This window comes from Aquabacterium sp. (assembly GCF_050725395.1).
Taxonomy (GTDB): Bacteria; Pseudomonadota; Gammaproteobacteria; order Burkholderiales; family Burkholderiaceae_C; genus Aquabacterium.
In genome coordinates, this window is sequence record NZ_JBOHHL010000048.1 from 1 (window position 1) to 21,928 (window position 21,928).

Genomic DNA, 21,928 nt, shown 5'->3' on the forward strand with positions numbered 1-21,928 from the left:
CAGTTCTAAGCTCAATCCACATAACATTGGGAACACAGATACGGTTGCCACATTCATGCTGTGGCCTGTCCAGTAGCCCAAGGACTTGCTGACATCTTCGCTCTTGTCTGGTTGAGCACAGTACCAAAGCGCACCCGCGGATGCACGTAGGTCAGCGGCTTTATTGAACCAGTATTGGGCTGTCTGTTTGCGCTCTTCGAAGTGATCCATGTCCTGAGCTTACTGTTCAACTCTTTACGCCGTACAACTCACTAATGTGTTTGGCAACGCTGTCAACCTCTGGGAATAATGTGCTGTGCGAGATACCCAGTTTCGCAAGCTGAGAAAGAATGCGCTCCTTGCCTTTGATCTCCGTCTTTCCTTCCGTGGGCGCTATCAGAAGGCGTTTCTTGGAGATGTTTCTTAAGTACCAACCCGGCTCAATTGCCGCTGGTTGTTGTTTTCTCTCGTTGATGCCAAACAAGAAGAACGCTCCGTCTTGCCTGATGATGCGGGGATTGTCCAACTTAGGCTTGACGCAATGAACCATGCCAAGGTGATTGGGGACGATGTATGGTTCAAAGTACGGTTTCTCTCTTCGAATATCGTGAATCAGGTCGTGAATTTGACTGTCCCGATTAAATTTGTCGCGCTCTTCGGTTTCTGGAAGAACAAAATCTGAAGGGCGCCTAGCAATGTTCGCTACGGCGCTTACTCTGTCGCTGTCGTAGTAGCGGATAAAGCTTCGAGGGACGCGGAAAACCACCACCTCGCCGATGTCTCTAGCCTCCTTCTTACCGCTGCATGCGAAGAAGAGTGCAACCAGCGCATTTGTGGTGATGTCGAGAAGGCGTGTTGGCAGCGAATAGTGCTGCATCTTCACCAGCATCTCAAAGGTGCTGCCGCTCTGATTGAAGTCGGTCGGGCATCGGAGGATCATCTCTTTGAATAAGATGTCTTCGTTTTTAATGTAACCAGCGTCACGATATAGTGCAGGTTCGCAGCCCCATTGCCAATATCCGTGGCCTCTGAAGAAGTAGACGAAGTCGGGATCTTCCTGAAGCTCCTCAATCTTCTTCATGAAAGTGCTGAGGCTTCCGATCAATTCTTCATCTGGCTTTAAAAGCCTTCTGCGTTCTTGCTTCTTCTCCTCTGATACAAGTGGGAGATCAACCTTCAGATGCTTTAACTGCATGGCATGTCTTTGCGTAATGAGTTTTTGGAGGTGCCGCTAATTGCCACTGGCGGCCTGGATAGGAACGGCTCAACTAGTTCGGAAGTTGGTAGGCAGGCGGTTAGCCGCTGACTGCCCCATAGCTGGAAGTCTTCTGATAGTGCTCGCTTAGAACTGCGGTCGCAACAACCAAGCTTACTGAGAAGGCCAGTAGAAGCAGAAGGTGTTTGAAGCCGATCTTGTTGGATGGTTTACTTGCCACTAAACCTGCGCAGAACCAACCAATAGGAATCAATGCCAACAAGGCAAGGCTATAAAGCGAGAACCAGTCAGGGCATGTCTCCCGACAGCCGTTTGGTGCGATCAACATTGGCAGAAAGTCGATGCCAATCCCAACGAGCAAGTACAGCAGCACGATAAAAATGCGCTTCACTTGACCTCCCAGAACAAGATCTCTTTGGACTTGCCCAGATCAGAATACAAGTTCCAAACGCTGCCGACACCAACTCTGTCGAGACCAAGGGTGAAGCGCATGAAGGATTGCGCGCTGCTGAGCAAGCCGGTTGCTGTGAGTTTTGATCCGTTCCATAGGTCGATGTGATCACCCGTTGGATTGGTCTCAGCGGCGCGCGCCCAGTAGTCCTTGAAGTAGACGATGCCGGTGCGACCTTTGATCTTGTCTTGCCAGTCCTTGCCGGTGATGCCTTCGGGCTTTGCCGGTAGGCCGCAAAAAGGTTGCAACTTCAACCAGTCAGCTAGCTCTTGGGCTCTGATCGCTGCTTTGTTGGCATTCACCAAGACCGTCGCTCCTTTGAACGACTTCATCGCAAGGCCGACACTCGTCAATGAAACGCTCACCCTGATGGCACATTGGTTCTCAAAACCAGTAGGTACCTCGCCCTTTGCGTCAACGTATGGCGTCCCGGTCTTCGGATAGCCTGCCCACAAGTCCGCAAACTTGACTGGCATTATCTTGACGGTGCAAATTGATCCCGCTTGCGTATTGGTTTTGATCTTCTCGCTCTGTTTCAAAACCTTGTTCATGACGCATCCCCGTTCATCAGAGCCAAGGCTTCGTCTCCCCAGAAAGCTTCGTACCGATCTTCCCCATCAGTGATCACTCGTGGCAGTTGACCACTTGCATCCAAGCGACCTGACTGTGTTTGACCGTTGGTTTTCTTGATAAACCAAGGCAATCCAACCAGCGTAGATGTGTCGCCATCGACTTCAAGGCGTGTTTGCTCGTCAAAGGTGAACCTTGCTTCGGACAGCATCGCTTGAGCTTCTGGTGGGAAGAACTCTGCTGCTCTTGCGGCCTGCGCTTGGCTGGATGCTTGTGGACTTGATGCACCGCCATCCGACGTGGTGGAAACAAACTGGCTGGAAATCAGGGTTGCACCACATGCGGTCTTGTCGCCGTGTCTCGCTACTGGCCTACCCTCATCGAGCATTGTTGAATCGCCCGAAACAATTACTGTTGTTCCGTGGCCTTTCTTGGGGCAAGTGACTTGATCACCTACGCGAGCAATGCGTTTACCGTGGGTTTCTGTTGTGCCTGATGCACCGACAACGACACCACCATGATCTGTTCGATCACCAATGACAATGAATGGACGTCCCATCGTTTATCCCTGAATTTGTTGTGCAGAGACTCTAGCATTACCCTGATCTCACAAGTCCAACGGTCCTTTATGCTGCTTGCCCACCAGCTTCAACAGCCAAGGCGACCAATCCCAGTGGTTTTGCCACGAATGACGCGTGCGGAATCGGATCACCAGGGTGAAGAGCATCCGTTGCCAAAACCCAATGTCATATCTAAAGGCGATGGCGGCCTTCGACATGCGGACTGTTTTTGCGTACACCCCGGCGGGGGAGGGCTGGTAGTCCAACCAGCACTGGAAACTTTCCCCACGCTTTTCCGGAGTCAAGGTTCCTGTGCATCCGAATCCGTCGTCCGGTTCAAAGTCATAGGCTTGGTTTGCAGCAATCGAAAACAGCTTGGCATCCCACGTGATGAAGCCATAGTCTTCGATGTTCAGCATGTGGTCACTGTCACTCTCAATACTTAGTGCAGGCTCTCGGACAAAAGAGGGTCTGATCATTCCGCACTTCACGGTGATGCGGTCTGCGCGTGATTGCGCCTTGAACCAAATGTCAATGCACTTGGATGCAACGCCACCAGCGGCACCGCCAATGGCGATGGCGATGGCCACCCACTTACCAAGTTGATCTACATCGATGTTCACAGAGCCCCCTTGCATGTTGCTTTGGTCTATTTTGACTTGGTTGCGTTGCCTAAATAGATTGGTCTACAGGGACCAATCCAATGAAAGAACACCAAGAAGAGCTACGAAAGCTCCGCAACAAATACAACGTCAAGAAGAAAACCACGAAGGGCAGGGTAGACAAGCTGGGTGAGCCAATCCAGTTCCTGATGTCGTTTGACGAGTGGCTGTATGTCTGGATGCGATCAGGCCAAATCGACAACATGGGCTTGAAGCAAGGCCAGTTTTGCATGTCACGCCCCAATGACCTTGGGCACTACGAGATCGGCAATGTCGAGATCAAGCTGTCAAGCCAGAACGCCCGTGAAGGCAAGACGGGCACCAAACACACTGACGAGACAAAGGCCAAGATGAGCCTTGATCGAAAGGGCAAGCACCGTCAATAGCACCTATCAAGGGTGGAAACATGTAAATGTTGTGTAAAACACACGGTAATTTAGGACTTTTGCCTTATAAAGCTGGATGTTTAAACAGTGGTTTAGTTCATGATCGCTTTATCAGACAGCACACTCGCACCTCTGGTGGATGTTCAAGATTCGACGGCCCCGTTCGTGCCGATCTTGTTTGAGAGCCCCGAGCAGTTTCGCGCTCGGCCAAACTTCGTCGATGACCTTCACTGCGACGTTAAGCAGCTCGACAAAATTATTGGCAATTACGAGTTCGACAAGGCGAGAGAGCAGCAGTGCGGCCTCAATGGATGCAAGACAAAGCACTGGCACGGATTTGTTATCCGGTTCAAGGATGGTCGCGAAACGAACATAGGCCAGGACTGCGGGCTTACGCAGTTCGACGTAGTGTTCAAAGACTTCGTGTCAGCCTACAAAGCCGCAGTGGACCGCAATGCCAAGACGCAGTACATCAATGATTTGATTTCGCAGAAGCATGTACTTCTTCGGCAGGCCAATGAGTTGACACGTAAGTCCTCGCTCCACGTACACGACGTCAATGAGCTATACGGCTTAATCCAAAAGGACAAGCCGATGGAGAAAGCTTTTGGTGAAGCGGTAAGGCTCAAAGGGCAAATCAACGTCTACCAAAAAGTCAGCGATGCCGGGCGGATGGCTATGGGCAAAGACGGTAGGAAGGAACATGCGGAAGTGTCTGTGACCATAGGCACCATCGTTGGTGCCAGTTGCGTGTCACAAGCCAAAGTAATTCAAGCTACTTTGAAGTTCAAAGCCGTTTTGCCGTTGCAAGCCATAGACGAAGCGCAATTGCCAACCCTCACTGATGTGGCCTTGAAGGAGTGGGGCACCAAGATGAAGGACATGCGTGAGGCGCTGCGTGAGGCTGAACAGTTCTGCGAGGAAGCAGACCGGTTTTGCTCAGACAGGAACAGGATCGCAATCAGCAAGTTGCTTGAAGCGCTTCCTTCAAAAGCGAAGACCGACCGGGCAAAGAAAATTGCGCGACGCATAGCAGAAGGAGCGACAGCACCGGCTGAGTAGCCATCATCACCTGTACACCGTTTGCACCTAGGTGCCCACTAACTGGCTGCTGCTCGTTGGCTCAGGTGCCTTAGCGAGTCACTTCAAGCTGATGTACTGCAGGGCGGCTGCGACGCTTTCGACGAGATCGTCGTGGCGAATGGTCGTGGGCATGGTGGTTCGGGTGATTCGAGTAGGTATCGCATTCTACCGTTGGGCGTGGTCCGTGAATCGATGACGTTCGAGCGGAAATCCTGTTTGTCCGGCACGTTTGGTTAAGATGCGCCCATCAAGAAAAATCTCGGAGAAATAAAAAACACAGGTCAAGTTATTCCTCGGTGGTGTGCGATGAAAAAGTAAAAAGAATCCTGGTGTTGGCGCGCAGAATGAAAGTCGCCGAAAGATTCAAACTCAATGCTGAATCAGGCGACGAGTCTCATTTGTTTGGCACCATCATCGACCCATTCAAGGCCGATGAGAATGATTTGCTGACCAGTTTGACGCCCAACGAGGCCCATGACCTGCGGCAAGCCAATTTCTCGCTGGATGCGCGTCAGTGATTCATCAATGCTCGGGCGGTTTACCCAGCAAGCGGTCGGTGGCGGCGATGGCCAGGGCCGACAATAAGAAAACGATGTGAATCACCGTTTGTGAAATCAATACCTTTTCTGAATAGTTTTCAGCATTGATGAAGGTTTTGAGCAGGTGGATCGAAGAAATCCCGATGATGGCCGTGGCCAGTTTCACCTTCAACACCGATGCATTCACATGGCTCAACCATTCTGGCTGGTCCGGGTGATTCTCCAGGTTCATGCGCGACACGAAGGTTTCATAGCCGCCGATGATCACCATGATCAGCAGGTTTGAGATCATCACCACGTCGATCAGGCCCAGCACCACCAGCATGATGGTCGTCTCGGTCAGGTGGGTGGGGGCCGGGCCGGCGGCATGTTGGCCTGTCGCGGCGAACACGAGCTGCAAGGCTTCCGGGTTGCCCAGGGCCGCTTGCACCAGGTGGGCCAGCTCCACCCAGAAGTGCACCACGTACACGCCTTGCGCCAGAATCAGACCCAGGTACAAAGGCAATTGCAGCCAGCGGCTCGCGAATATCCAGTTGGGCAAATGGCGAATTTTGGGCTTGTCTGACTGCTGACTCATGGGGGCCTTAAGGGATGGTCCGAAGGCTAAATTCTAGAGGTCCATGCAGGGTTTTGTTCTGGTAAGGTCTCCACGTGTGCATGTGGACACCCCCGGAGCAAGACCATGACAAGCGACAAAAACTACCCGGTCCCTGCGGCCTTCGCCCAGGGCGCTCATGTTGGCAGCCGCGAGGCCTACGACCAACTGTGCGCCGAGGCCGCCGCCGACCATGCCGGCTATTGGGCCCGCCTGGCCCGCGAACTCCTCACCTGGAAAAAGCCGTTCACCAAGGCGCTGGACGACAGCCAGGCCCCGTTCTACAAATGGTTCGACGACGGCCTGCTGAACGTGTCCTACAACTGCCTCGACCGCCACGTCGAAGCGGGCCTGGGCGGCAAGGTCGCCATCATTTTCGAATCTGATGACGGCAAGGTCGCCAAGGTCACCTACAGCGAACTGCTGGAGCGCGTCTGCCGCCTGGCCAACGCCTTGAAAGCCCAGGGCGTCAAGAAGGGCGACCGCGTCGTCATCTACCTGCCCATGTCCGTCGAGGGCGTGGTGGCCATGCAGGCCTGTGCCCGCATCGGTGCCACGCACTCGGTGGTGTTCGGCGGCTTCTCGGCCCAGAGCCTGCGCGACCGCATCGAAGGCGCGGGCGCCGTGGTGGTCATCACCGCCGACGAGCAGCAGCGCGGCGGCAAGAGCCTGCCGCTCAAGGCCATCGTCGATGAAGCCCTGGCCATGGAAGGCGCGGGCAGTGTCCGCAAGGTCATCGTCTACCAACGCACGGGTGGCAAGGTGGCCTTCCAGGCTGGTCGCGACCTGTGGCTGCACGATGTCATGGCCGCCCAGCCCATCGCCTGCGAGCCCGAATGGGTGGGGGCCGAACACCCCTTGTTCCTGCTTTACACCTCGGGATCGACCGGCAAGCCCAAGGGCGTGCAGCACGCCAGCGGCGGTTACCTCTTGCACGCGGCCCTGACCACCAAGTGGACCTTCGACCTCAAGCCCGACGACGTCTTCTGGTGCACGGCCGACATCGGCTGGGTCACCGGCCACACCTACGTCACCTATGGGCCGCTGGCCATCGCTGCCACCCAGGTGGTGTTCGAAGGCGTGCCCACTTACCCGGACGCGGCGCGCTTCTGGCGCATGATCCAGGCGCACCAGGTCACCGTGTTCTACACGGCACCCACGGCCATCCGCGCGCTCATCAAGGCGGCCGAGTCCAGTGCCGAGTTGCACCCGCGCAATTTCAACCTGAGCAGCCTGCGCCTGCTGGGTTCGGTGGGCGAGCCCATCAACCCCGCCGCCTGGGAGTGGTACCACCGCGAAATCGGCGGCGGCCGCTGCCCCATCGTCGACACCTTCTGGCAGACCGAAACCGGCGGCCACATGATCACGCCGTTGCCAGGTGCCCACACCCTGGTGCCGGGCTCGTGCACGCTGCCTTTCCCGGGCATCGATGCGGCCGTGGTGGACGAAACCGGCAACGAACTGCCTTGGGGGCAGAGCGGCGTGCTGGTGGTGCGCAAGCCCTGGCCGTCCATGATCCGAACCATCTGGGGCGACCCGGAACGCTTCAAGACCAGCTATTACCCGGCCGAATTCGGCGGCCAGTACTACCTGGCCGGCGACGGCGCCATCCGCGATGCCGAGACCGGCTACTTCACCATCACCGGCCGCATCGACGATGTGTTGAATGTGTCGGGCCACCGCATGGGCACCATGGAAGTCGAGTCGGCCCTGGTGTCGCACCCCCTGGTGGCCGAGGCCGCCGTGGTGGGCCGCCCGGATGACCTGACCGGCGAGGCCATTTGCGCCTTCGTGGTGCTCAAGCGTTCACGCCCGACCGGCGACGAGGCCAAGCAGATCGCCAACGAGCTGCGCACCCACGTGGGCCAGCAGATTGGTGCCATCGCCAAGCCCAAGGACATCCGCTTTGGCGACAACCTGCCCAAGACCCGCTCCGGCAAGATCATGCGGCGCCTGTTGCGCGTGGTCGCCAAGGGTGAGAAAGTCACGCAGGACACCAGCACCCTGGAAAATCCCGCCATCCTGGATCAACTGGCCCAAACCAATTGAACCAAGGGTGAACCTCAGGGGCCTCCGCACTGCAACCGTGTGGTTTTGCACAAATAAAAGCCGGTACTAGCATTCCCCCTTATTACAAATCGATACCTACCCCCCTAGATTGGGGGGTGTATAGCTCACGAGAGCTGCGATTTTTTAGGAAGAGGAGAGAGCCATGGCTTCAAGCACAGCATCCGCGGGCCCCATGACGGCAGAGGAGAGGAAGGTCATCTTCGCCTCCAGCCTGGGCACGGTTTTCGAGTGGTACGACTTCTACCTCTACGGGTCCCTGGCGGCGATCATCGCCAAGCAGTTCTTCGCGGGCCTGGACCCCACTTCCGGTTTCATCTTCGCCTTGCTGGCGTTCGCCGCCGGCTTCATCGTCCGGCCATTCGGCGCGCTGGTCTTCGGCCGCCTGGGCGACATGATCGGGCGCAAGTACACCTTCCTGGTCACCATCCTCCTGATGGGGCTGTCCACCTTCATCGTGGGGGTGTTGCCCAACTACGCGCACATCGGCGTCGCGGCCCCGGTCATCCTGATCGCCTTGCGCTTGCTGCAAGGACTTGCGCTGGGGGGCGAGTACGGTGGTGCCGCCACCTATGTGGCTGAACACGCGCCCCACGGCAAGCGTGGCGCCTACACGGCGTGGATCCAGACGACGGCCACCATGGGCCTGTTCCTGTCCCTGCTGGTGATCCTGGGCACGCGCACCTACTTTGGTGAAGAAGCCTTCGCCGAATGGGCCTGGCGCATCCCCTTCCTGGTCTCGCTGGCGCTGCTGGCGGTCAGCGTGTGGATCCGGATGAGCATGAACGAAAGCCCGGCCTTCCAGAAGATGAAGTCCGAGGGCAAGACCTCCAAGGCGCCACTGTCCGAATCGTTCGGGCAGTGGGGCAACTTGAAGATCGTGATCCTCGCCCTGTTTGGCCTGGTCGCGGGTCAGGCGGTGGTCTGGTACACGGGTCAGTTCTACGCCTTGTTCTTCCTGACGCAGGCGCTGAAGGTTGATGGGGCCACGGCCAACATCATGATCGCCATCGCCTTGTTGATCGGCACGCCGTTCTTCATCGTGTTCGGATCGCTCTCCGACAAGATCGGCCGCAAGCCCATCATCCTGGCGGGCTGCCTGATCGCGGCGGCGACCTACTTCCCCTTGTTCAAGGCGCTGACCGAAGCGGCCAATCCGGCGCTGGCCCAGGCCCAAGCCACGGCCCCGGTGACCGTGACAGCCGACCCGAAGGAATGCTCCTTCCAGTTCAACCCGACGGGCACGGCCAAGTTCACCAGTTCCTGCGACATCGCCAAGCAGTACCTGGCCAACAACTCGGTGAACTACGACAACGTGGACGCCCCCGCTGGCACGCCCGCCGCCATCAAGGTCGGTGAAACGGTGATCAACGTCTACAGCCCGGCCAAGGTGACCGAGTCCGACATCGCCGCGGCCAAGGAAGCGGCGGCCAAGGGCAAGGACGCCGCAGCCAAGAAGGTCGATGACCTGAAGGCCGCCGGGGCCATGGGCAAGGAGGCCGAGGACAAGCTCAAGGCCGCCGAGAAGGACGCGAAGGACGCTGGCGCCAACCTGGCTGCTTTCGACAAGGACCCCAAGGCGGCGGCCGTCAAGGTCATCGATGGCCAGTTCAAGAAGGCTGTGGGTGGCGCCCTGAAGACGGCGGGCTATCCTCCAAAGGCCGATCCCGAGCGGATGAACAAACCGTTGATCGTGGCCATCCTGGCCGTCCTGGTGATCTACGTGACCATGGTCTATGGTCCGATCGCGGCCATGCTGGTGGAAATGTTCCCCACGCGCATCCGTTACACCTCGATGAGCCTGCCGTACCACATCGGCAATGGCTGGTTCGGTGGCCTGCTGCCCACCACGGCGTTTGCGATCGTGGCGCAGACGGGCAACATCTACAACGGCCTGTGGTACCCCATCATCGTGGCCAGCGCGACCTTCGTGATCGGGCTGCTGTTCGTGCGTGAAACCAAGGACGTGGACATCTACGCCAACGATTGATTGATTGATTAAGGTTGTTGGGTCTGGCTGGCGGTCACACGCCAGCAAAAAGCCCCGCATGGTCGCCATGCGGGGCTTTTTTTATCGACCGGGGGAGCCGCTCAAACTCACTTGGTCGCGAGGATCCATTTCACCAATTGCTTGGCTTCGGCTTCGCTGACCTGGGGATTGGCCGGCATGGCCATCGTGCCCCACACGCCGCCACCGCCCTTGAGGACCTTCTGCACGAGTTTGGCTTCGGCGTCCTTCTGGCCTTTGTACTTCTTGGCCACATCCTGGTAGGCCGGGCCCACGATTTTCTTGTCGATGCCATGGCAGGCCATGCAGGCCTTCTTCTGGGCCAGTTCCTGGTTGGCCAGGACTGGCAGGGCGGCCAGGGCCAGGGCGGTGCTGGTCAGCAACGTTGGTAGCAATTTCATGGGGGGCTTTCTGCAATCCGTGAAGTAAAGTCTTGGCGGGTATTCTATTAACGTGCGCCGGCACAGTGCCGGTTGACCGTCGCAGGACTATTTTTAAAGAGGCTTCGCATGTGGTTTATCGTGATCGGCGTGCTCATGCTGTTGATGAATTTCGCCGGCATCGGGCCGATCGGGCAGTGGACCTGGGCGGATCGGTGGTGGGCCATGCTCCTGCCTTTTGGTTTGGCCGCGGTCTGGTGGGCCTGGGCCGATGCCTCGGGCATGACCCAGCGCAAGGCCATGGACAAGGACGATGCCAAGCGCGAAGCGCGGCGGCAGAGAAACCTGGACTCGCTGGGCCTGGGGCCCAACAAGAACAAGAAAAAGCGCTGAATCAAAAAAAGGCCACCCTCGGGTGGCCTTTTCAATGGAGTACGCAGCGCGGTGTTTACTCGAACTTGTCGAGCACGGCGCCCGTGCTGGCGCTCGACGCGTTGTGGGCGAATTTGGCCAAAACGCCACGGGTGTAGCGCGGGGCTGGGGCCTTCCACAGGGCGCGGCGGCGGGCGATTTCCTCGTCGCTCACGTTCAATTGCAGCAGCAACTGGTGAGAGTCGATGGTGATCGAGTCACCTTCTTCGATCAAGCCGATCAGGCCGCCCACGGCGGCTTCGGGCGCCACGTGGCCCACGACCATGCCCCAGGTGCCACCCGAGAAGCGGCCATCGGTGATCAGGCCCACGCTTTCGCCCAGACCCTGGCCGATCAGCGCGCCGGTGGGGGCCAGCATCTCAGGCATGCCTGGGCCACCCTTGGGGCCCAGGTAGCGCAGCACCATCACGTCGCCGGCCTTGATCTGCTTGGCCATGATGGCGGCCAGGCCGGATTGCTCGTCGTCGAACACGCGGGCGGGGCCGGTCATCACGGGGTTCTTCAAGCCGGTGATCTTGGCCACGCAGCCTTCGGGCGCCAGGTTGCCCTTCAGGATCGCCAAGTGGCCTTCGGCATAGATGGCATCCTTGATGGAGCGGATCACTTTCTGGTCGGCGCGTGGCTCGTCGGGCACGTCGGCCAGCACTTCGGCCATGGTCTGGCCGGTGATGGTCAACGCGTCGCCATGCAGCAGGCCGGCGTTCAGCAGGATCTTCATGACCTGCGGAATGCCGCCGGCGCGGTGCAGGTCGATGGCCAGGTACTCGCCGCTGGGCTTGAGGTCGCACAGCACGGGCACCTTCTTGCGCATGCGCTCGAAGTCGTCGATGGTCCAGTCGACCTCGGCGGCGTGGGCGATGGCCAGGAAGTGCAGCACGGCGTTGGTGGAGCCGCCGGTGGCCATGATCACGGCCACGGCGTTCTCGATGGCCTTCTTGGTGACGATGTCGCGCGGCTTGATGTCCTGGCGCACAGCCTCGATCAGCACGCGGGCGCTTTCCTTGGTGTTGACGGTTTTTTCGTCTTCCACGTTGGCCATGGTGCTGCTGTAGGGCAGGCTGATGCCCAGGGCCTCGAAGGCCGAGCTCATGGTGTTGGCGGTGTACATGCCGCCGCAAGAACCCGTGCCGGGGATGGCGCGTTTTTCGATCTGGCAGAAGTCTTCTTCGGACATCTTGCCGGCGGTGAACTGGCCCACGGCCTCGAACACGCTGACGATGTTCAGGTCCTTGCCCTTGTAGTGGCCGGGCAGGATGGTGCCGCCGTACACGTAGATGGCGGGCACGTTGGCGCGCAGCATGCCCATCAGGCCGCCGGGCATGTTCTTGTCGCAGCCGCCGATGACGATGACGCCGTCCAGCCATTGGCCGCCCACGCAGGTTTCGACGCAGTCGGAGATGACTTCGCGCGAGACCAGCGAGTACTTCATGCCTTCGGTGCCCATGGCCATGCCATCAGAGATGGTGGGTGTGCCGAAGACCTGGGCGTTGCCGCCAGCTTCCTTGACGCCTTCGATGGCGGCGTCGGCCAGCTTTTGCAGGCCGGAGTTGCAGGGCGTGATCGTGGAGTGGCCGTTGGCCACGCCGATCATGGGTTTGACGAAGTCGCCTTCCTTGTAGCCCATGCCGTAGTACATGGAGCGGTTGGGCGCGCGGGCGACGCCTTCGGTGATGTTCTTAGAGCGGCGGTTCAGGCTCATGGCGGTGGTGCTTGGCGGTAAAACCAGCATTGTCGCTCAGCGTTCGACCTTCGTGTTGGGCGAGGTGTTGGCAGGTGACGCTTCGGTGGAGGGCTGTGCGGGGCTTTCTTCCATTTTTTCGTCCCTGGTTCCCTGCTGGATCGCCATGGCCGCGAGCTTGAAATTCTGGGTCAGGGCGCCATACAGGGGCGGGCTCAGCAGGCGGGCCACCCCGCTGGCCGTCAGAGCGCATGCCATCAGGCTGAGCACCATGCTGTGCCCGTCCACCATTTCCATCACGATGATGAAGGCGGTGATGGGGGCCTGCGTGACCGCGGCAAGGAACCCGGTCATGCCCAGCGCGATCAGGGCGGCCTGGGAGGGGTGACCGGTCAGGTTGGCGATGTCGCTGCCGATGCCGGCGCCGATCGTCAGGCAAGGCGCGAAAATGCCGCCCGGCACCCCGCTCCAGGTGGACAGCCAGGTCGCCAGGAAGCGCAGGGCCACGTACAGGCCTGGGGTGGTGTCCTGCCCGTCGAGCAACTGCTTGGTGGTGTCGTAGCCGCTGCCAAAAGTCAGCCCGCCCGAGGACACGCCGATGAGTGCCACGCCAAAGGCGCACCCCGCCGCGAACCGCAGCGGGTATGCGCGGCGCCAGCGGCTGAAGCGTCCGCCCTGGCTGCTGAAAGACTGGATCACCAGGCGTGAGAAGAGCCCGCCCAGCAGGCCCGCCGACAGCGCCACCAGCAAGCCGGGCAGCATCAGGGCCCAGGTCAGGGCCTGCACCTTGATCACGCCGAAGTAGGTGCCATTGCCATCGATGGACACCGCGATCAGGCCGGCGAGCACGATGGCCGCGACCAACAGGCCGCTGCGGCGTTGTTCCGGATGGCGCGACAGTTCCTCGATGGCGAACATGACGCCGCCCAGGGGCGTGTTGAAGGCCGCCGCGATGCCCGCGGCCCCGCCAGCCACCAGCAGTTCGTGGTCTTTCACGCCCGAGCCCTTGGGCAGCCAGCGGCGCGCGTGGTGCATGACGCCAGCCGCCACCTGCACCGAGGGACCTTCACGGCCCGTTGACAGGCCCGCCATCAGCCCGGCCGAGGTCAGGCCGATCTTGCCCAAGGCCAGCCGCAGCGAGACCAGTTGCCGGCGCTGTGGCTGTTGGAGATCGGGGTCGAGCGCGGCCATGACCTGCGGTATGCCCGAACCGGCTGCGCCAGCGAACCAGCGCCGCGTACACCAGACCACCGCCACGGTGCACAGCGGCGTCCACACCAAGGGCGCCCAGAACCACCGCTGCTGGACATGGAAGAACACATCCAGCGCGTGCTCGCTCAAGCGCGTCATGAACACCACGCTCAGGCCCGCCAAGGCGGCGAAACTGAGCACCACCACGCGGGACACCCAGCGCCGCCAATCGGACAGCTCGGCTTTCAGCGCGTCGGGGATGGGGCGGTGTTCCTCGTCGGTCATGGCCATGGATCAGGGATGGGGGGTCAAAGCGAATGCCGTTCCGGCCAGGACTTGCCATGTACTTGGTTTCATGCCCCGCATCCTATCAATGGACTTGCCATCGGTTATCGTTCGCCCGGCTTCTCTTCGACAGTCCGCAGTCCTTCCTGCGGCGCACCACATGCTCGTTCATCCGCACTTCAATCCCATCGCCGTGGAACTGGGGCCGCTCAAGGTCCATTGGTATGGCCTCACCTACCTGGCGGCCTTCACCCTGTTCTACCTGCTGGCCTCCTGGCGGGCCAAGCGCGCGCCTTTCGCGCAAACAGGCTGGACCCGGCAGCAGGTCGAGGACCTGCTGTTCTTCGGGGTGCTCGGCGTGGTGCTGGGCGGACGCCTGGGGTACGTTTTTTTCTACAAGCCCGGCTACTACCTGGGCCACCCGGCCGAGATCCTGGCGGTGTGGCAGGGGGGCATGGCCTTCCATGGGGGCTTGCTGGGTGTGATCGCGGCGATGGGCTTGTATGCCAGGCGCCAGGGACGCACCTTCTTCGAGGTCGCGGACCTGGTCGCCCCGTGCGTGCCCGTGGGCCTGGCGGCGGGCCGCATCGGCAACTTCATCAATGGGGAACTGTGGGGCCGTTTCGCCGATCCTTCGCTGCCCTGGGCCATGGTCTTTCCGGATTCCGGCAGCATGGAGCCGCGCCACCCCTCGCAGCTCTACCAGTTCGGCCTGGAAGGCCTGATGCTGTTCGCGCTGCTCTGGTTCTACGGACGCAAGCCGCGTCCCCTGGGCGCCGTGTCGGGCATGTTCCTGATGGGCTATGGGGTGTTCCGCTTCACGGCCGAGTACTTCCGCGAGCCGGACAGCTTCCTCGGCTTGCTGGCCCTGAACATGAGCATGGGCCAGTGGCTGTGCGTGCCCATGGTGCTGGCCGGCGCACTGATCTGGGTTGCCGCCAAAAAAGACGCCTTCCGACCCAAGGATCGGAAGGCGTGAAGAGGCCGGTAGGTTTTCGCGGACCCACGGACCCCCGCTGAGGAAGACCACCTGGCTCTGGCGAATCAGGCGATCGGAAATCCTGCATGCAAGGCCCATGCCAGATTCAGGCGGCCTTGCGGTCCGCCACGCCGTGGCGGGTGTACAGGAAGTCCAGCACTTCCTTGCGGCAGTGGACGTAGGTCGGGTCCTCGGCCAGTGCCACGCGGTTGCGCGGGTGGGCCAGCGGCACGGTCAGGATCTCGCCAATCGTGGCGGCCGGGCCGTTGGTCATCATCACGATGCGGTCCGACAGCAGCACGGCCTCGTCCACGTCGTGGGTCACCATCACCACGGTCGATTTGGTGCGTGCCACGATCTTGAGCAATTCATCTTGCAGGTGGGCGCGGGTGAGCGCATCCAGCGCGCCGAAAGGCTCGTCCATCAGCAGGACCTTGGGCTCCATCGCCAGCGCACGCGCAATGCCCACGCGCTGCTTCATGCCGCCCGAGATCTCGTGCGGGCGCTTGTTGATGGCGTGACCCATGCCCACCAGCTCCAGCGCATCGTTCGTGCGCTTCTTGAGCTGGTCTTTGGTCTCCTTGGCACCAAACACACGCTCCACCGCCAGGTGGACGTTCTGGAAGCAAGTCAGCCAGGGCAGCAGCGAGTGGTTCTGGAAAACCACGGCGCGCTCCGGCCCGGGAGCATTGATTTCCTTGTTGTCGCAGATCAGCGCACCATCGGTGGGCTTGATCAGGCCGGCGATCAGGTTCAGCAGGGTGGACTTGCCGCAGCCCGAGTGGCCGATCAGGGTGACGAATTCGCCCTTGTCGATGCCCAGGTTGATTTCGCGCAGGGCATGGAACTGCCCTTTTTTGGTGTGGAACACCATTTCGGCGCCGTGGATGTCGATGAATTGACTCATGTTGGGGCTCCTTGAAGGTGATCCGGATTATTCGAAACTGAAGCGCTTGGCGACCATCATCAACAGCTGTTCGAGCAGCAGGCCGACGATGCCGATGACGAAGATGGCGATGATGATGTGGGCGACATTGAGGTTGTTCCACTCGTCCCAGACCCAGAAGCCGATGCCCACGCCGCCGGTCAGCATTTCAGCCGCGACGATCACCAGCCAGGCCGTGCCCACCGACAGGCGCACGCCAGTCAGCATGTAGGGCAGCACCGAAGGGAACAGGATCTTGGTGATGATCTTCCACTCGCTCAGGTTCAGCACCTTGGCCACGTTCAGGTAGTCCTCGGGGACGCGCTGCACGCCGACGGCGGTGTTGATGATCATGGGCCAGATCGAGCAGATGAAGATGGTCCAGATGGCGGCCGGGTCGGCCGACTTGAACACCATCAGGCCGATGGGCAGCCAGGCCAGCGGCGACACCGGGCGCAGCAGGCTGATGATCGGGTTCAGCATGTTGCTGATGAAGGTGAAGCGGCCGATGATGAAACCCATCGGGATGCCCACCAGCGCCGCCAGGCCGAAGCCCAGCGCCACGCGCTTCAGCGAAAACCAGATGTTCCAGCCCAGGCCCTGGTCATTGGGCCCGTTTTGATAGAACGGATCCGAGAACAGCTTGACCGCTTCCGTCCAGGTGGCGGCCGGTGTCGGGAAGGTGGTGCTGTTCATCGTCAGCAAGGCCCAGATGCCGATCAGGAGGCCCGCCCCGATCAAGGGTGGCAGCACCCTGAGCAACAAGCCTGACCAATCGAATGGCTGGGCTTTGGCGGTGACCGCCTTGGCGGGCGCCGCAGCGGCGCCCGAAGATGATGCTGCTGCGGCTGCGGCCGCCTTGGAAGCCTTGAGGGCCTCGCTGGCGTCGAGTGGGCTGTGGAAAACGGCACTGACCATGGTGAACTCCTGTTGAACCTTGCTGAACCTGGCCTCAGGCCTTGATCTTGAAACTGTCGGCGTACTTGGCGGGATCCTTGCCGTCCCACACGGTGCCGTCGATCAGCTTGCTGGTGCGCATGACTTCCTTGGGCACGCTGATCTTCAGACCCGCGGCGGCTTCCTTGTACAAGTCGACCTGGTTGATCTGCTTGGCCACGCCCAGGTAGTCCGGGTGATCCTTGATCAAGCCCCAGCGCTTGTGCTGGGTCAGGAACCACATGCCATCCGACAGGTACGGGAAGTTGACCTTGCCGTCGTTGAAGAACTTCATGTGGTTGGGGTCGTCCCAGGTCTTGCCCAGGCCGTTCTGGTAGCGGCCCAGGATGCGCTGGTTGATCGCATCGGCGCTGGTGTTCACGTAGGACTTGGCGGCGATGGTGTCGGCCATCTTCAGCTTGTTCTGCAAGCCCGCGTCGATCCACTGGCTGGCTTCGAGGATGGCCATCATCACGGCGCGCGCGGTGTTGGGGTACTTCTTGACGAAATCGCCGGTGGTGCCCAGCACCTTTTCGGGGTGGTCCTTCCAGATGTCCTGCGTGGTGACGCCGGTGATGCCGATGCCGTCCATGATGGCGCGGTGGCCCCAGGGTTCGCCCACGCAGTAGCCATCCATGTTGCCGACGCGCATGTTGGCCACCATTTGGGGCGGCGGCACGGTGATGACCTTGGCGTCCTTCATGGGGTTGATGCCGTACGTGGCCAGCCAGTAGTACAGCCACATGGCGTGCGTACCGGTGGGGAAGGTCTGCGCGAAGGTGTACTCGCGCTTGTCGGTCTGCATCAGCTTGGCGAGCGATGGGCCATCCACGGCGCCCTTGTCCGACAGCTTCTTCGACAAGGTGATGGCCTGGCCATTGTTGTTGAGCGTCATCAGCACGGCCATGTCTTTCTTGGGGCCGCCCACGCCCAGGTGCACGCCGTAGATCAAGCCATACAAGGCATGCGCCATGTGCAAGTCGCCGTTCACCAGCTTGTCACGCACGCCAGCCCACGAGGCTTCCTTGCTGGGGATGATCTTGACGCCGTACTTCTTGTCGAAGCCCAGCACCGAAGCCATCACCACCGAGGCGCAATCGGTCAGCGGGATGAAGCCGATCTTGACTTCCTCGATCTCGGGCTTGTCGGAGCCTGCGGCCCACACGGCCGATTGCAGGCCGGGAACCACGCCCACCGCGCCAGCGGCTGCGGCAGTCTTGAGGATGGAGCGACGGGACATATTGAAATCCTGTGAAGACATGGTCACTTCAGCTTTCTTGGCTATCAACAAACAAAAAAGGCGCCTGCCGATGAGCCCTGCGTTGAACACGCTGGGAACTCTCGGTAGACGCCTTTGTCGGGTGCCTTTGAGCATCCCTGCATTGGGTGCTCAAAGTGGGGTGGCGAAATCGCCGTTGATTTCGCTTGCAGTGGTTAATGCAAGCGGTGTGCCAGGTCTTTTTCGGAGATCTTGCCCCGATGCGGGGCGGCAGGGCGCCGAACTGGTGCGGGGCCTGGGAGCAAAGGCTCAGCCGAGCATGTCGGTCACGTCCAGCAGACGCTGCGCCACTTCTGCCAGCTTGAGGCCCTTGTCCATGGCCGCCTTGCGCAGGCGCGAGTAAGCATCCTGCTCGCTCAGGCCATGCTGGTTCATGAGCACGCTTTTGGCGCGGTCGATCACCTTGCGGTCTTCCAGTTGGCCGCGCACGTCGGCCAGTTCGCGGCGCAATCCCTCTTCGTGTTCGAAGCGGGCCATGGCCACGTCGATCACCGGCTTGATGCTGTCGGCGGGCAGGCCTGCCACCACATACGCCGACACGCCAGCGGCGATGGCTGCGCGCACGTGCGAGGTGTCTTCGTCATCTGAAAAAAGCACGATGGGGCGGCGCTCGCCGCGCGTGGCCACCACGACGTGCTCCAGGATGTCGCGCCCCTGGCTTTCGGCGTCGACCACGATCATGTCCGGCTGGATCTGGGCAATGCGTTCGGGCAGGAACACATCGGCAGGCAGTGTGGCCACGATGTTGAAGCCCGACTCCAGCAGGGCGATGCGCAGCATCCGGGAACGCTCGGCCTCGGCCCGCACCGATTCATCGTCGTCGGGGGCGGCTGTCAGGTTCTCGGGCGCCACGATCACCAGGCGCATGTTGCGGGCTTCATTCATGTCCGCGATCATGCAACAAACGCGCCGCGCCTTGGCCGTGCAAATGCGTGGGGCGGACGCCAATTCTGGCGTGGCACCTAAACTAGCGGCATGTCTGAACGTCCCCTCTGCATCCTTGGCATCGAGTCTTCTTGCGATGAAACCGGCGTCGCGCTGGTGAGCGCGCCTGCGCAGGGCGCGGTGCAATTGCTGTCGCACGCCCTGTACAGCCAGATCGACATGCACCAGGCCTACGGCGGCGTGGTGCCCGAACTGGCCTCGCGCGACCACATCCGCCGGGTCGTGCCCTTGGTGCGGCAAGTCATGCTGGAGGCCGAGCGAAGTCTGGCGGACGTCGATGTGGTGGCCTACACGCGCGGCCCCGGGCTGGCGGGCGCCTTGCTGGTCGGCGCAGGTGTGGCCACGGCCCTGGCCACGGCCCTGGACAAACCCATGATCGGCGTGCACCACCTTGAAGGGCATTTGCTGTCGCCTTTCCTGTCGGCCGATCCGCCGGAGTTCCCGTTCGTGGCCCTCTTGGTGTCTGGTGGCCACACCCAGTTGATGCGCGTGGACGGGGTGGGGCGCTACGAACTGTTGGGCGAAACCGTGGACGACGCGGCCGGCGAGGCGTTCGACAAGTCCGCCAAATTGATGGGGTTGCCCTATCCCGGAGGGCCGCACCTGTCCAAACTGGCCGAACAAGGCAACCCCGGCGCGTTTGACCTGCCGCGTCCCATGCTCCACAGCGGCAACCTGGATTTTTCATTCGCGGGGCTGAAGACCTCGGTGCGCACCCAGTTGCAGAAGCTGGGCTTGTTGGACGACGAAGTGGCTTTGGCCCAGGCGCTGGGCGAGGTTCCTGCCGGGCCGCTGGCCGATCTGGCGGCTTCCACCCAGGCCGCCATCGTCGAGGTGCTGGTCAAGAAATCCCTGGCCGCTTTGAAGACCACCGGCCTGAAACGGATCGTCGTGGCCGGCGGAGTGGGCGCCAACCGCCTGCTGCGCCAGCAGCTCAACCGCGCGGGCGAACGGCGCGGCATCCGTGTTCACTACCCCGAAATGCACCTGTGCACTGACAACGGCGCCATGATCGCCTTGGCCGGGGCCATGCGGTGGCAGGCCGGGCTGGCGGTTTTGAGCCGCCAGCCGGTGTTCGATGTCCAGCCGCGCTGGGATCTGTCGAAGATCTGACACCCCTGCCAAAAATCGCTATAATCGCAGGCTTGCCCTCGTTTGGGTGGCATTTTCAAGCACGGCCCGGGTCGGTTTCACCTGGCGCCGCAAGTCGATCAACTCGAAACCGAAAGAAAACACCATGACCATCACTCTCGAAAGCAGAGCAGAAGTTGTCAAGTCCAACGCCCGCACCGCTGGCGACACCGGATCTCCTGAAGTGCAAGTCGGCCTGCTGACCGCCCGCATCAACGACCTGACCCCCCATTTCAAGACCCACAAGAAGGACCACCACGGTCGCCGCGGCCTGCTGCGCATGGTGAGCCGCCGCCGCAAGCTGCTGGACTACCTCAAGGCCAAGGATGCCGACCGTTATCTGGCCCTGATCCAGAAGCTGGGTCTGCGCAAGTAAGATTGCCAAATAAGATTGGCACCATGACAAGAAGCCTGTCTGGTTTTTTCCAGCACAGGCTTTTTGTTTTTTAAAACCAGGCACTCGACCAGCGACGCACTGTCATTCCATGAGGGCACCGCAGCCAGCTGCCCTGATGGAATGGCATCGCGCCAGAGTGATTTGGGCCCCCGACGCCAGCGGCGTCGCATAAGAAAATGCACCCCATGTGGGGTGCCACTCAACCGGAGAACCATCCCATGAGCATGTTCAACAAAGTCACCAAGACCTTCCAATGGGGCAACCACAGTGTCACGCTCGAGACCGGCGAAATCGCCCGTCAGTCCAGCGGTGCCGTGCTCGCCGACGTTGAAGGCACCGTGGTGCTGGCCACCGTCGTCGCGGCCAAGAACCCCAAGCCCGGCCAGGACTTCTTCCCCCTGACCGTCGATTACATCGAGAAAACCTACGCCGCCGGCAAGATCCCTGGCAGCTTCTTCAAGCGCGAAGCCAAGCCCAGCGAGTTGGAGACGCTGACCTCGCGCCTGATCGACCGCCCCCTGCGCCCCCTGTTCCCCGAAGGCTTCTACAACGAAGTCCAGATCGTCATCCACGTTGTTTCGCTGAACCCCAACGTCTCGGCCGACATCGTCGCCCTGATCGCGTCCAGCGCCGCCTTGGCCATCTCCGGCATCCCGTTCAACGGCCCCATCGGTGCGGCCCGCGTGGGTTATGTCAATGGCGAGTACGTGCTGAACCCCGGCCCGTCCGAGCTGGCCAATTCCAAGATGGACCTGATCGTGGCCGGCACCGAAGCCGCCGTGCTGATGGTCGAGTCCGAAGCCGATCAACTGACCGAAGAAGTCATGCTGGGCGGCATCGTCTACGGCCACGAACAAGGCCGCATCGCCATCAACGCCATCCATGACCTGGTGCGTGACGCCGGCAAGCCCGTCTGGGACTGGGCCGCGCCCGCCAAGGACGACAACTTCATCGCCAAGATCGACGGTCTGGCCGGCGAGAAGCTGCGTGCTGCCTATCAAATCCGCTCCAAGCAAGCCCGCACGCAAGCCACCCGCGCCGCCTACGCCGACGTCAAGGCCGCACTGACGGCCGAAGGCGTGGCGTTCGACGGCGTCAAGGTCGACAACCTGCTGTTCGACATCGAAGCCAAGATCGTGCGCAGCCAGATCCTGGCCGGCGAACCCCGCATCGACGGTCGCGACACCCGCACCGTGCGCCCCATCGAGATCCGCACGGGCGTGCTGCCCCGCGTCCACGGTTCGGCCCTGTTCG

General features: G+C 60.8%; 22 protein-coding genes and 2 pseudogenes. 10 read left to right on the forward strand and 14 right to left on the reverse strand.

Going from position 1 to position 21,928, the window contains the following annotated elements:
- The 6 genes and pseudogenes from ACREB4_RS19310 to ACREB4_RS19335 form a co-directional block, all read right to left on the reverse strand.
- On the reverse strand, positions 1–210 hold a 210-nt coding region (locus ACREB4_RS19310; protein WP_431589876.1), incomplete at its 3' end, for a hypothetical protein.
- Between the two features lie 16 nt (positions 211–226).
- Complete coding sequence (locus ACREB4_RS19315) at positions 227–1,174, reverse strand: FRG domain-containing protein (RefSeq protein WP_431589877.1); 948 nt, start codon at positions 1,172–1,174, stop codon at positions 227–229.
- Positions 1,175–1,274: 100 nt separating this feature from the next.
- The gene (locus ACREB4_RS19320) at positions 1,275–1,586 is read right to left on the reverse strand and encodes a hypothetical protein (RefSeq protein WP_431589878.1); all 312 of its coding nucleotides are present in this window, start codon (positions 1,584–1,586) and stop codon (positions 1,275–1,277) included.
- Positions 1,583–2,197 carry a type VI secretion system amidase effector protein Tae4 gene (locus ACREB4_RS19325; protein WP_431589879.1) on the reverse strand — a complete coding sequence of 205 codons (615 nt, stop codon included), beginning with the start codon at positions 2,195–2,197 and terminating at the stop codon, positions 1,583–1,585. The genes ACREB4_RS19320 and ACREB4_RS19325 overlap by 4 nt, the downstream gene beginning before the upstream one ends.
- Positions 2,198–2,514: 317 nt before the next feature.
- A pseudogene (locus ACREB4_RS19330) lies at positions 2,515–2,775 on the reverse strand (PAAR domain-containing protein); the annotation flags it as partial.
- A 48-nt stretch (positions 2,776–2,823) separates the two neighbouring features.
- A complete protein-coding gene (locus ACREB4_RS19335; RefSeq protein WP_431589880.1) occupies positions 2,824–3,399 on the reverse strand; it encodes a hypothetical protein in 576 nt (191 codons plus the stop codon).
- An 80-nt stretch (positions 3,400–3,479) separates the two neighbouring features.
- On the opposite strand from ACREB4_RS19335, the gene ACREB4_RS19340 reads away from it, so the two are divergent.
- The 3 genes from ACREB4_RS19340 (at position 3,480) to ACREB4_RS19350 (ending at position 5,425) form a co-directional block, all read left to right on the forward strand.
- A complete protein-coding gene (locus ACREB4_RS19340; RefSeq protein WP_431589881.1) occupies positions 3,480–3,824 on the forward strand; it encodes an NUMOD3 domain-containing DNA-binding protein in 345 nt (114 codons plus the stop codon).
- Positions 3,825–3,923: 99 nt separating this feature from the next.
- Positions 3,924–4,886 carry a hypothetical protein gene (locus ACREB4_RS19345; RefSeq protein WP_431589882.1) on the forward strand — a complete coding sequence of 321 codons (963 nt, stop codon included), beginning with the start codon at positions 3,924–3,926 and terminating at the stop codon, positions 4,884–4,886.
- 365 nt (positions 4,887–5,251) lie between these two features.
- On the forward strand, positions 5,252–5,425 hold the full coding sequence (locus tag ACREB4_RS19350) for a hypothetical protein (protein WP_431589883.1): 174 nt from the start codon (positions 5,252–5,254) through the stop codon (positions 5,423–5,425).
- Positions 5,426–5,429: 4 nt separating this feature from the next.
- Here ACREB4_RS19350 and ACREB4_RS19355 read toward each other — a convergent pair whose 3' ends face one another.
- The gene (locus ACREB4_RS19355; protein WP_431589884.1) at positions 5,430–6,023 is read right to left on the reverse strand and encodes a TIGR00645 family protein; all 594 of its coding nucleotides are present in this window, start codon (positions 6,021–6,023) and stop codon (positions 5,430–5,432) included.
- Between the two features lie 105 nt (positions 6,024–6,128).
- On the opposite strand from ACREB4_RS19355, the gene acs reads away from it, so the two are divergent.
- Positions 6,129–8,090 (forward strand): acetate--CoA ligase, encoded by a 1,962-nt coding sequence (gene acs / locus ACREB4_RS19360; protein ID WP_431589885.1) that lies wholly within the window; start codon positions 6,129–6,131, stop codon positions 8,088–8,090.
- Positions 8,091–8,253: 163 nt separating this feature from the next.
- The gene (locus tag ACREB4_RS19365) at positions 8,254–10,098 is read left to right on the forward strand and encodes an MFS transporter (RefSeq protein WP_431589886.1); all 1,845 of its coding nucleotides are present in this window, start codon (positions 8,254–8,256) and stop codon (positions 10,096–10,098) included.
- Positions 10,099–10,205: 107 nt separating this feature from the next.
- Here ACREB4_RS19365 and ACREB4_RS19370 read toward each other — a convergent pair whose 3' ends face one another.
- Complete coding sequence (locus tag ACREB4_RS19370) at positions 10,206–10,517, reverse strand: c-type cytochrome (RefSeq protein ID WP_431589887.1); 312 nt, start codon at positions 10,515–10,517, stop codon at positions 10,206–10,208.
- Positions 10,518–10,625: 108 nt separating this feature from the next.
- On the opposite strand from ACREB4_RS19370, the gene ACREB4_RS19375 reads away from it, so the two are divergent.
- Positions 10,626–10,889 carry a TIGR04438 family Trp-rich protein gene (locus tag ACREB4_RS19375; protein ID WP_431589888.1) on the forward strand — a complete coding sequence of 88 codons (264 nt, stop codon included), beginning with the start codon at positions 10,626–10,628 and terminating at the stop codon, positions 10,887–10,889.
- A gap of 55 nt (positions 10,890–10,944) precedes the next feature.
- Here ACREB4_RS19375 and ilvD read toward each other — a convergent pair whose 3' ends face one another.
- Together ilvD and ACREB4_RS19385 are read right to left on the reverse strand one after the other, a co-directional pair.
- Positions 10,945–12,627, reverse strand: coding sequence for a dihydroxy-acid dehydratase (ilvD, locus tag ACREB4_RS19380; protein ID WP_431589889.1), 1,683 nt, complete (start codon positions 12,625–12,627; stop codon positions 10,945–10,947).
- A gap of 36 nt (positions 12,628–12,663) precedes the next feature.
- Positions 12,664–14,088: a chloride channel protein gene (locus ACREB4_RS19385; RefSeq protein WP_431589890.1), complete on the reverse strand. Its 1,425-nt coding sequence runs from the start codon at positions 14,086–14,088 to the stop codon at positions 12,664–12,666.
- A gap of 154 nt (positions 14,089–14,242) precedes the next feature.
- Here ACREB4_RS19385 and lgt point away from each other — a divergent pair, with 154 nt between their 5' ends.
- Positions 14,243–15,061 carry a prolipoprotein diacylglyceryl transferase gene (gene lgt / locus ACREB4_RS19390; protein ID WP_431589891.1) on the forward strand — a complete coding sequence of 273 codons (819 nt, stop codon included), beginning with the start codon at positions 14,243–14,245 and terminating at the stop codon, positions 15,059–15,061.
- A gap of 106 nt (positions 15,062–15,167) precedes the next feature.
- On the opposite strand, the gene ACREB4_RS19395 is transcribed toward lgt, so the two are convergent.
- The 4 genes from ACREB4_RS19395 to ACREB4_RS19410 all read right to left on the reverse strand — a co-directional run bounded on the left by ACREB4_RS19395 (position 15,168) and on the right by ACREB4_RS19410 (position 19,086).
- Positions 15,168–15,968, reverse strand: coding sequence for an ABC transporter ATP-binding protein (locus ACREB4_RS19395; protein ID WP_431589892.1), 801 nt, complete (start codon positions 15,966–15,968; stop codon positions 15,168–15,170).
- 27 nt (positions 15,969–15,995) lie between these two features.
- Positions 15,996–16,904, reverse strand: a complete 909-nt coding sequence (gene ntrB / locus ACREB4_RS19400) for a nitrate ABC transporter permease (RefSeq protein ID WP_431589893.1) — start codon at positions 16,902–16,904, stop codon at positions 15,996–15,998.
- 34 nt (positions 16,905–16,938) lie between these two features.
- Positions 16,939–18,162, reverse strand: coding sequence for a CmpA/NrtA family ABC transporter substrate-binding protein (locus ACREB4_RS19405; RefSeq protein ID WP_431589894.1), 1,224 nt, complete (start codon positions 18,160–18,162; stop codon positions 16,939–16,941).
- Between the two features lie 288 nt (positions 18,163–18,450).
- Positions 18,451–19,086: an ANTAR domain-containing response regulator gene (locus tag ACREB4_RS19410; RefSeq protein ID WP_431589895.1), complete on the reverse strand. Its 636-nt coding sequence runs from the start codon at positions 19,084–19,086 to the stop codon at positions 18,451–18,453.
- A gap of 90 nt (positions 19,087–19,176) precedes the next feature.
- On the opposite strand from ACREB4_RS19410, the gene tsaD reads away from it, so the two are divergent.
- The 3 genes and pseudogenes from tsaD to ACREB4_RS19425 all read left to right on the forward strand — a co-directional run.
- Positions 19,177–20,259, forward strand: a complete 1,083-nt coding sequence (tsaD, locus tag ACREB4_RS19415; protein ID WP_431589896.1) for a tRNA (adenosine(37)-N6)-threonylcarbamoyltransferase complex transferase subunit TsaD — start codon at positions 19,177–19,179, stop codon at positions 20,257–20,259.
- A gap of 124 nt (positions 20,260–20,383) precedes the next feature.
- On the forward strand, positions 20,384–20,653 hold the full coding sequence (gene rpsO, locus ACREB4_RS19420; RefSeq protein ID WP_431589897.1) for a 30S ribosomal protein S15: 270 nt from the start codon (positions 20,384–20,386) through the stop codon (positions 20,651–20,653).
- A gap of 239 nt (positions 20,654–20,892) precedes the next feature.
- Positions 20,893–21,928 (forward strand): annotated as a pseudogene (locus tag ACREB4_RS19425) (polyribonucleotide nucleotidyltransferase); the annotation flags it as partial.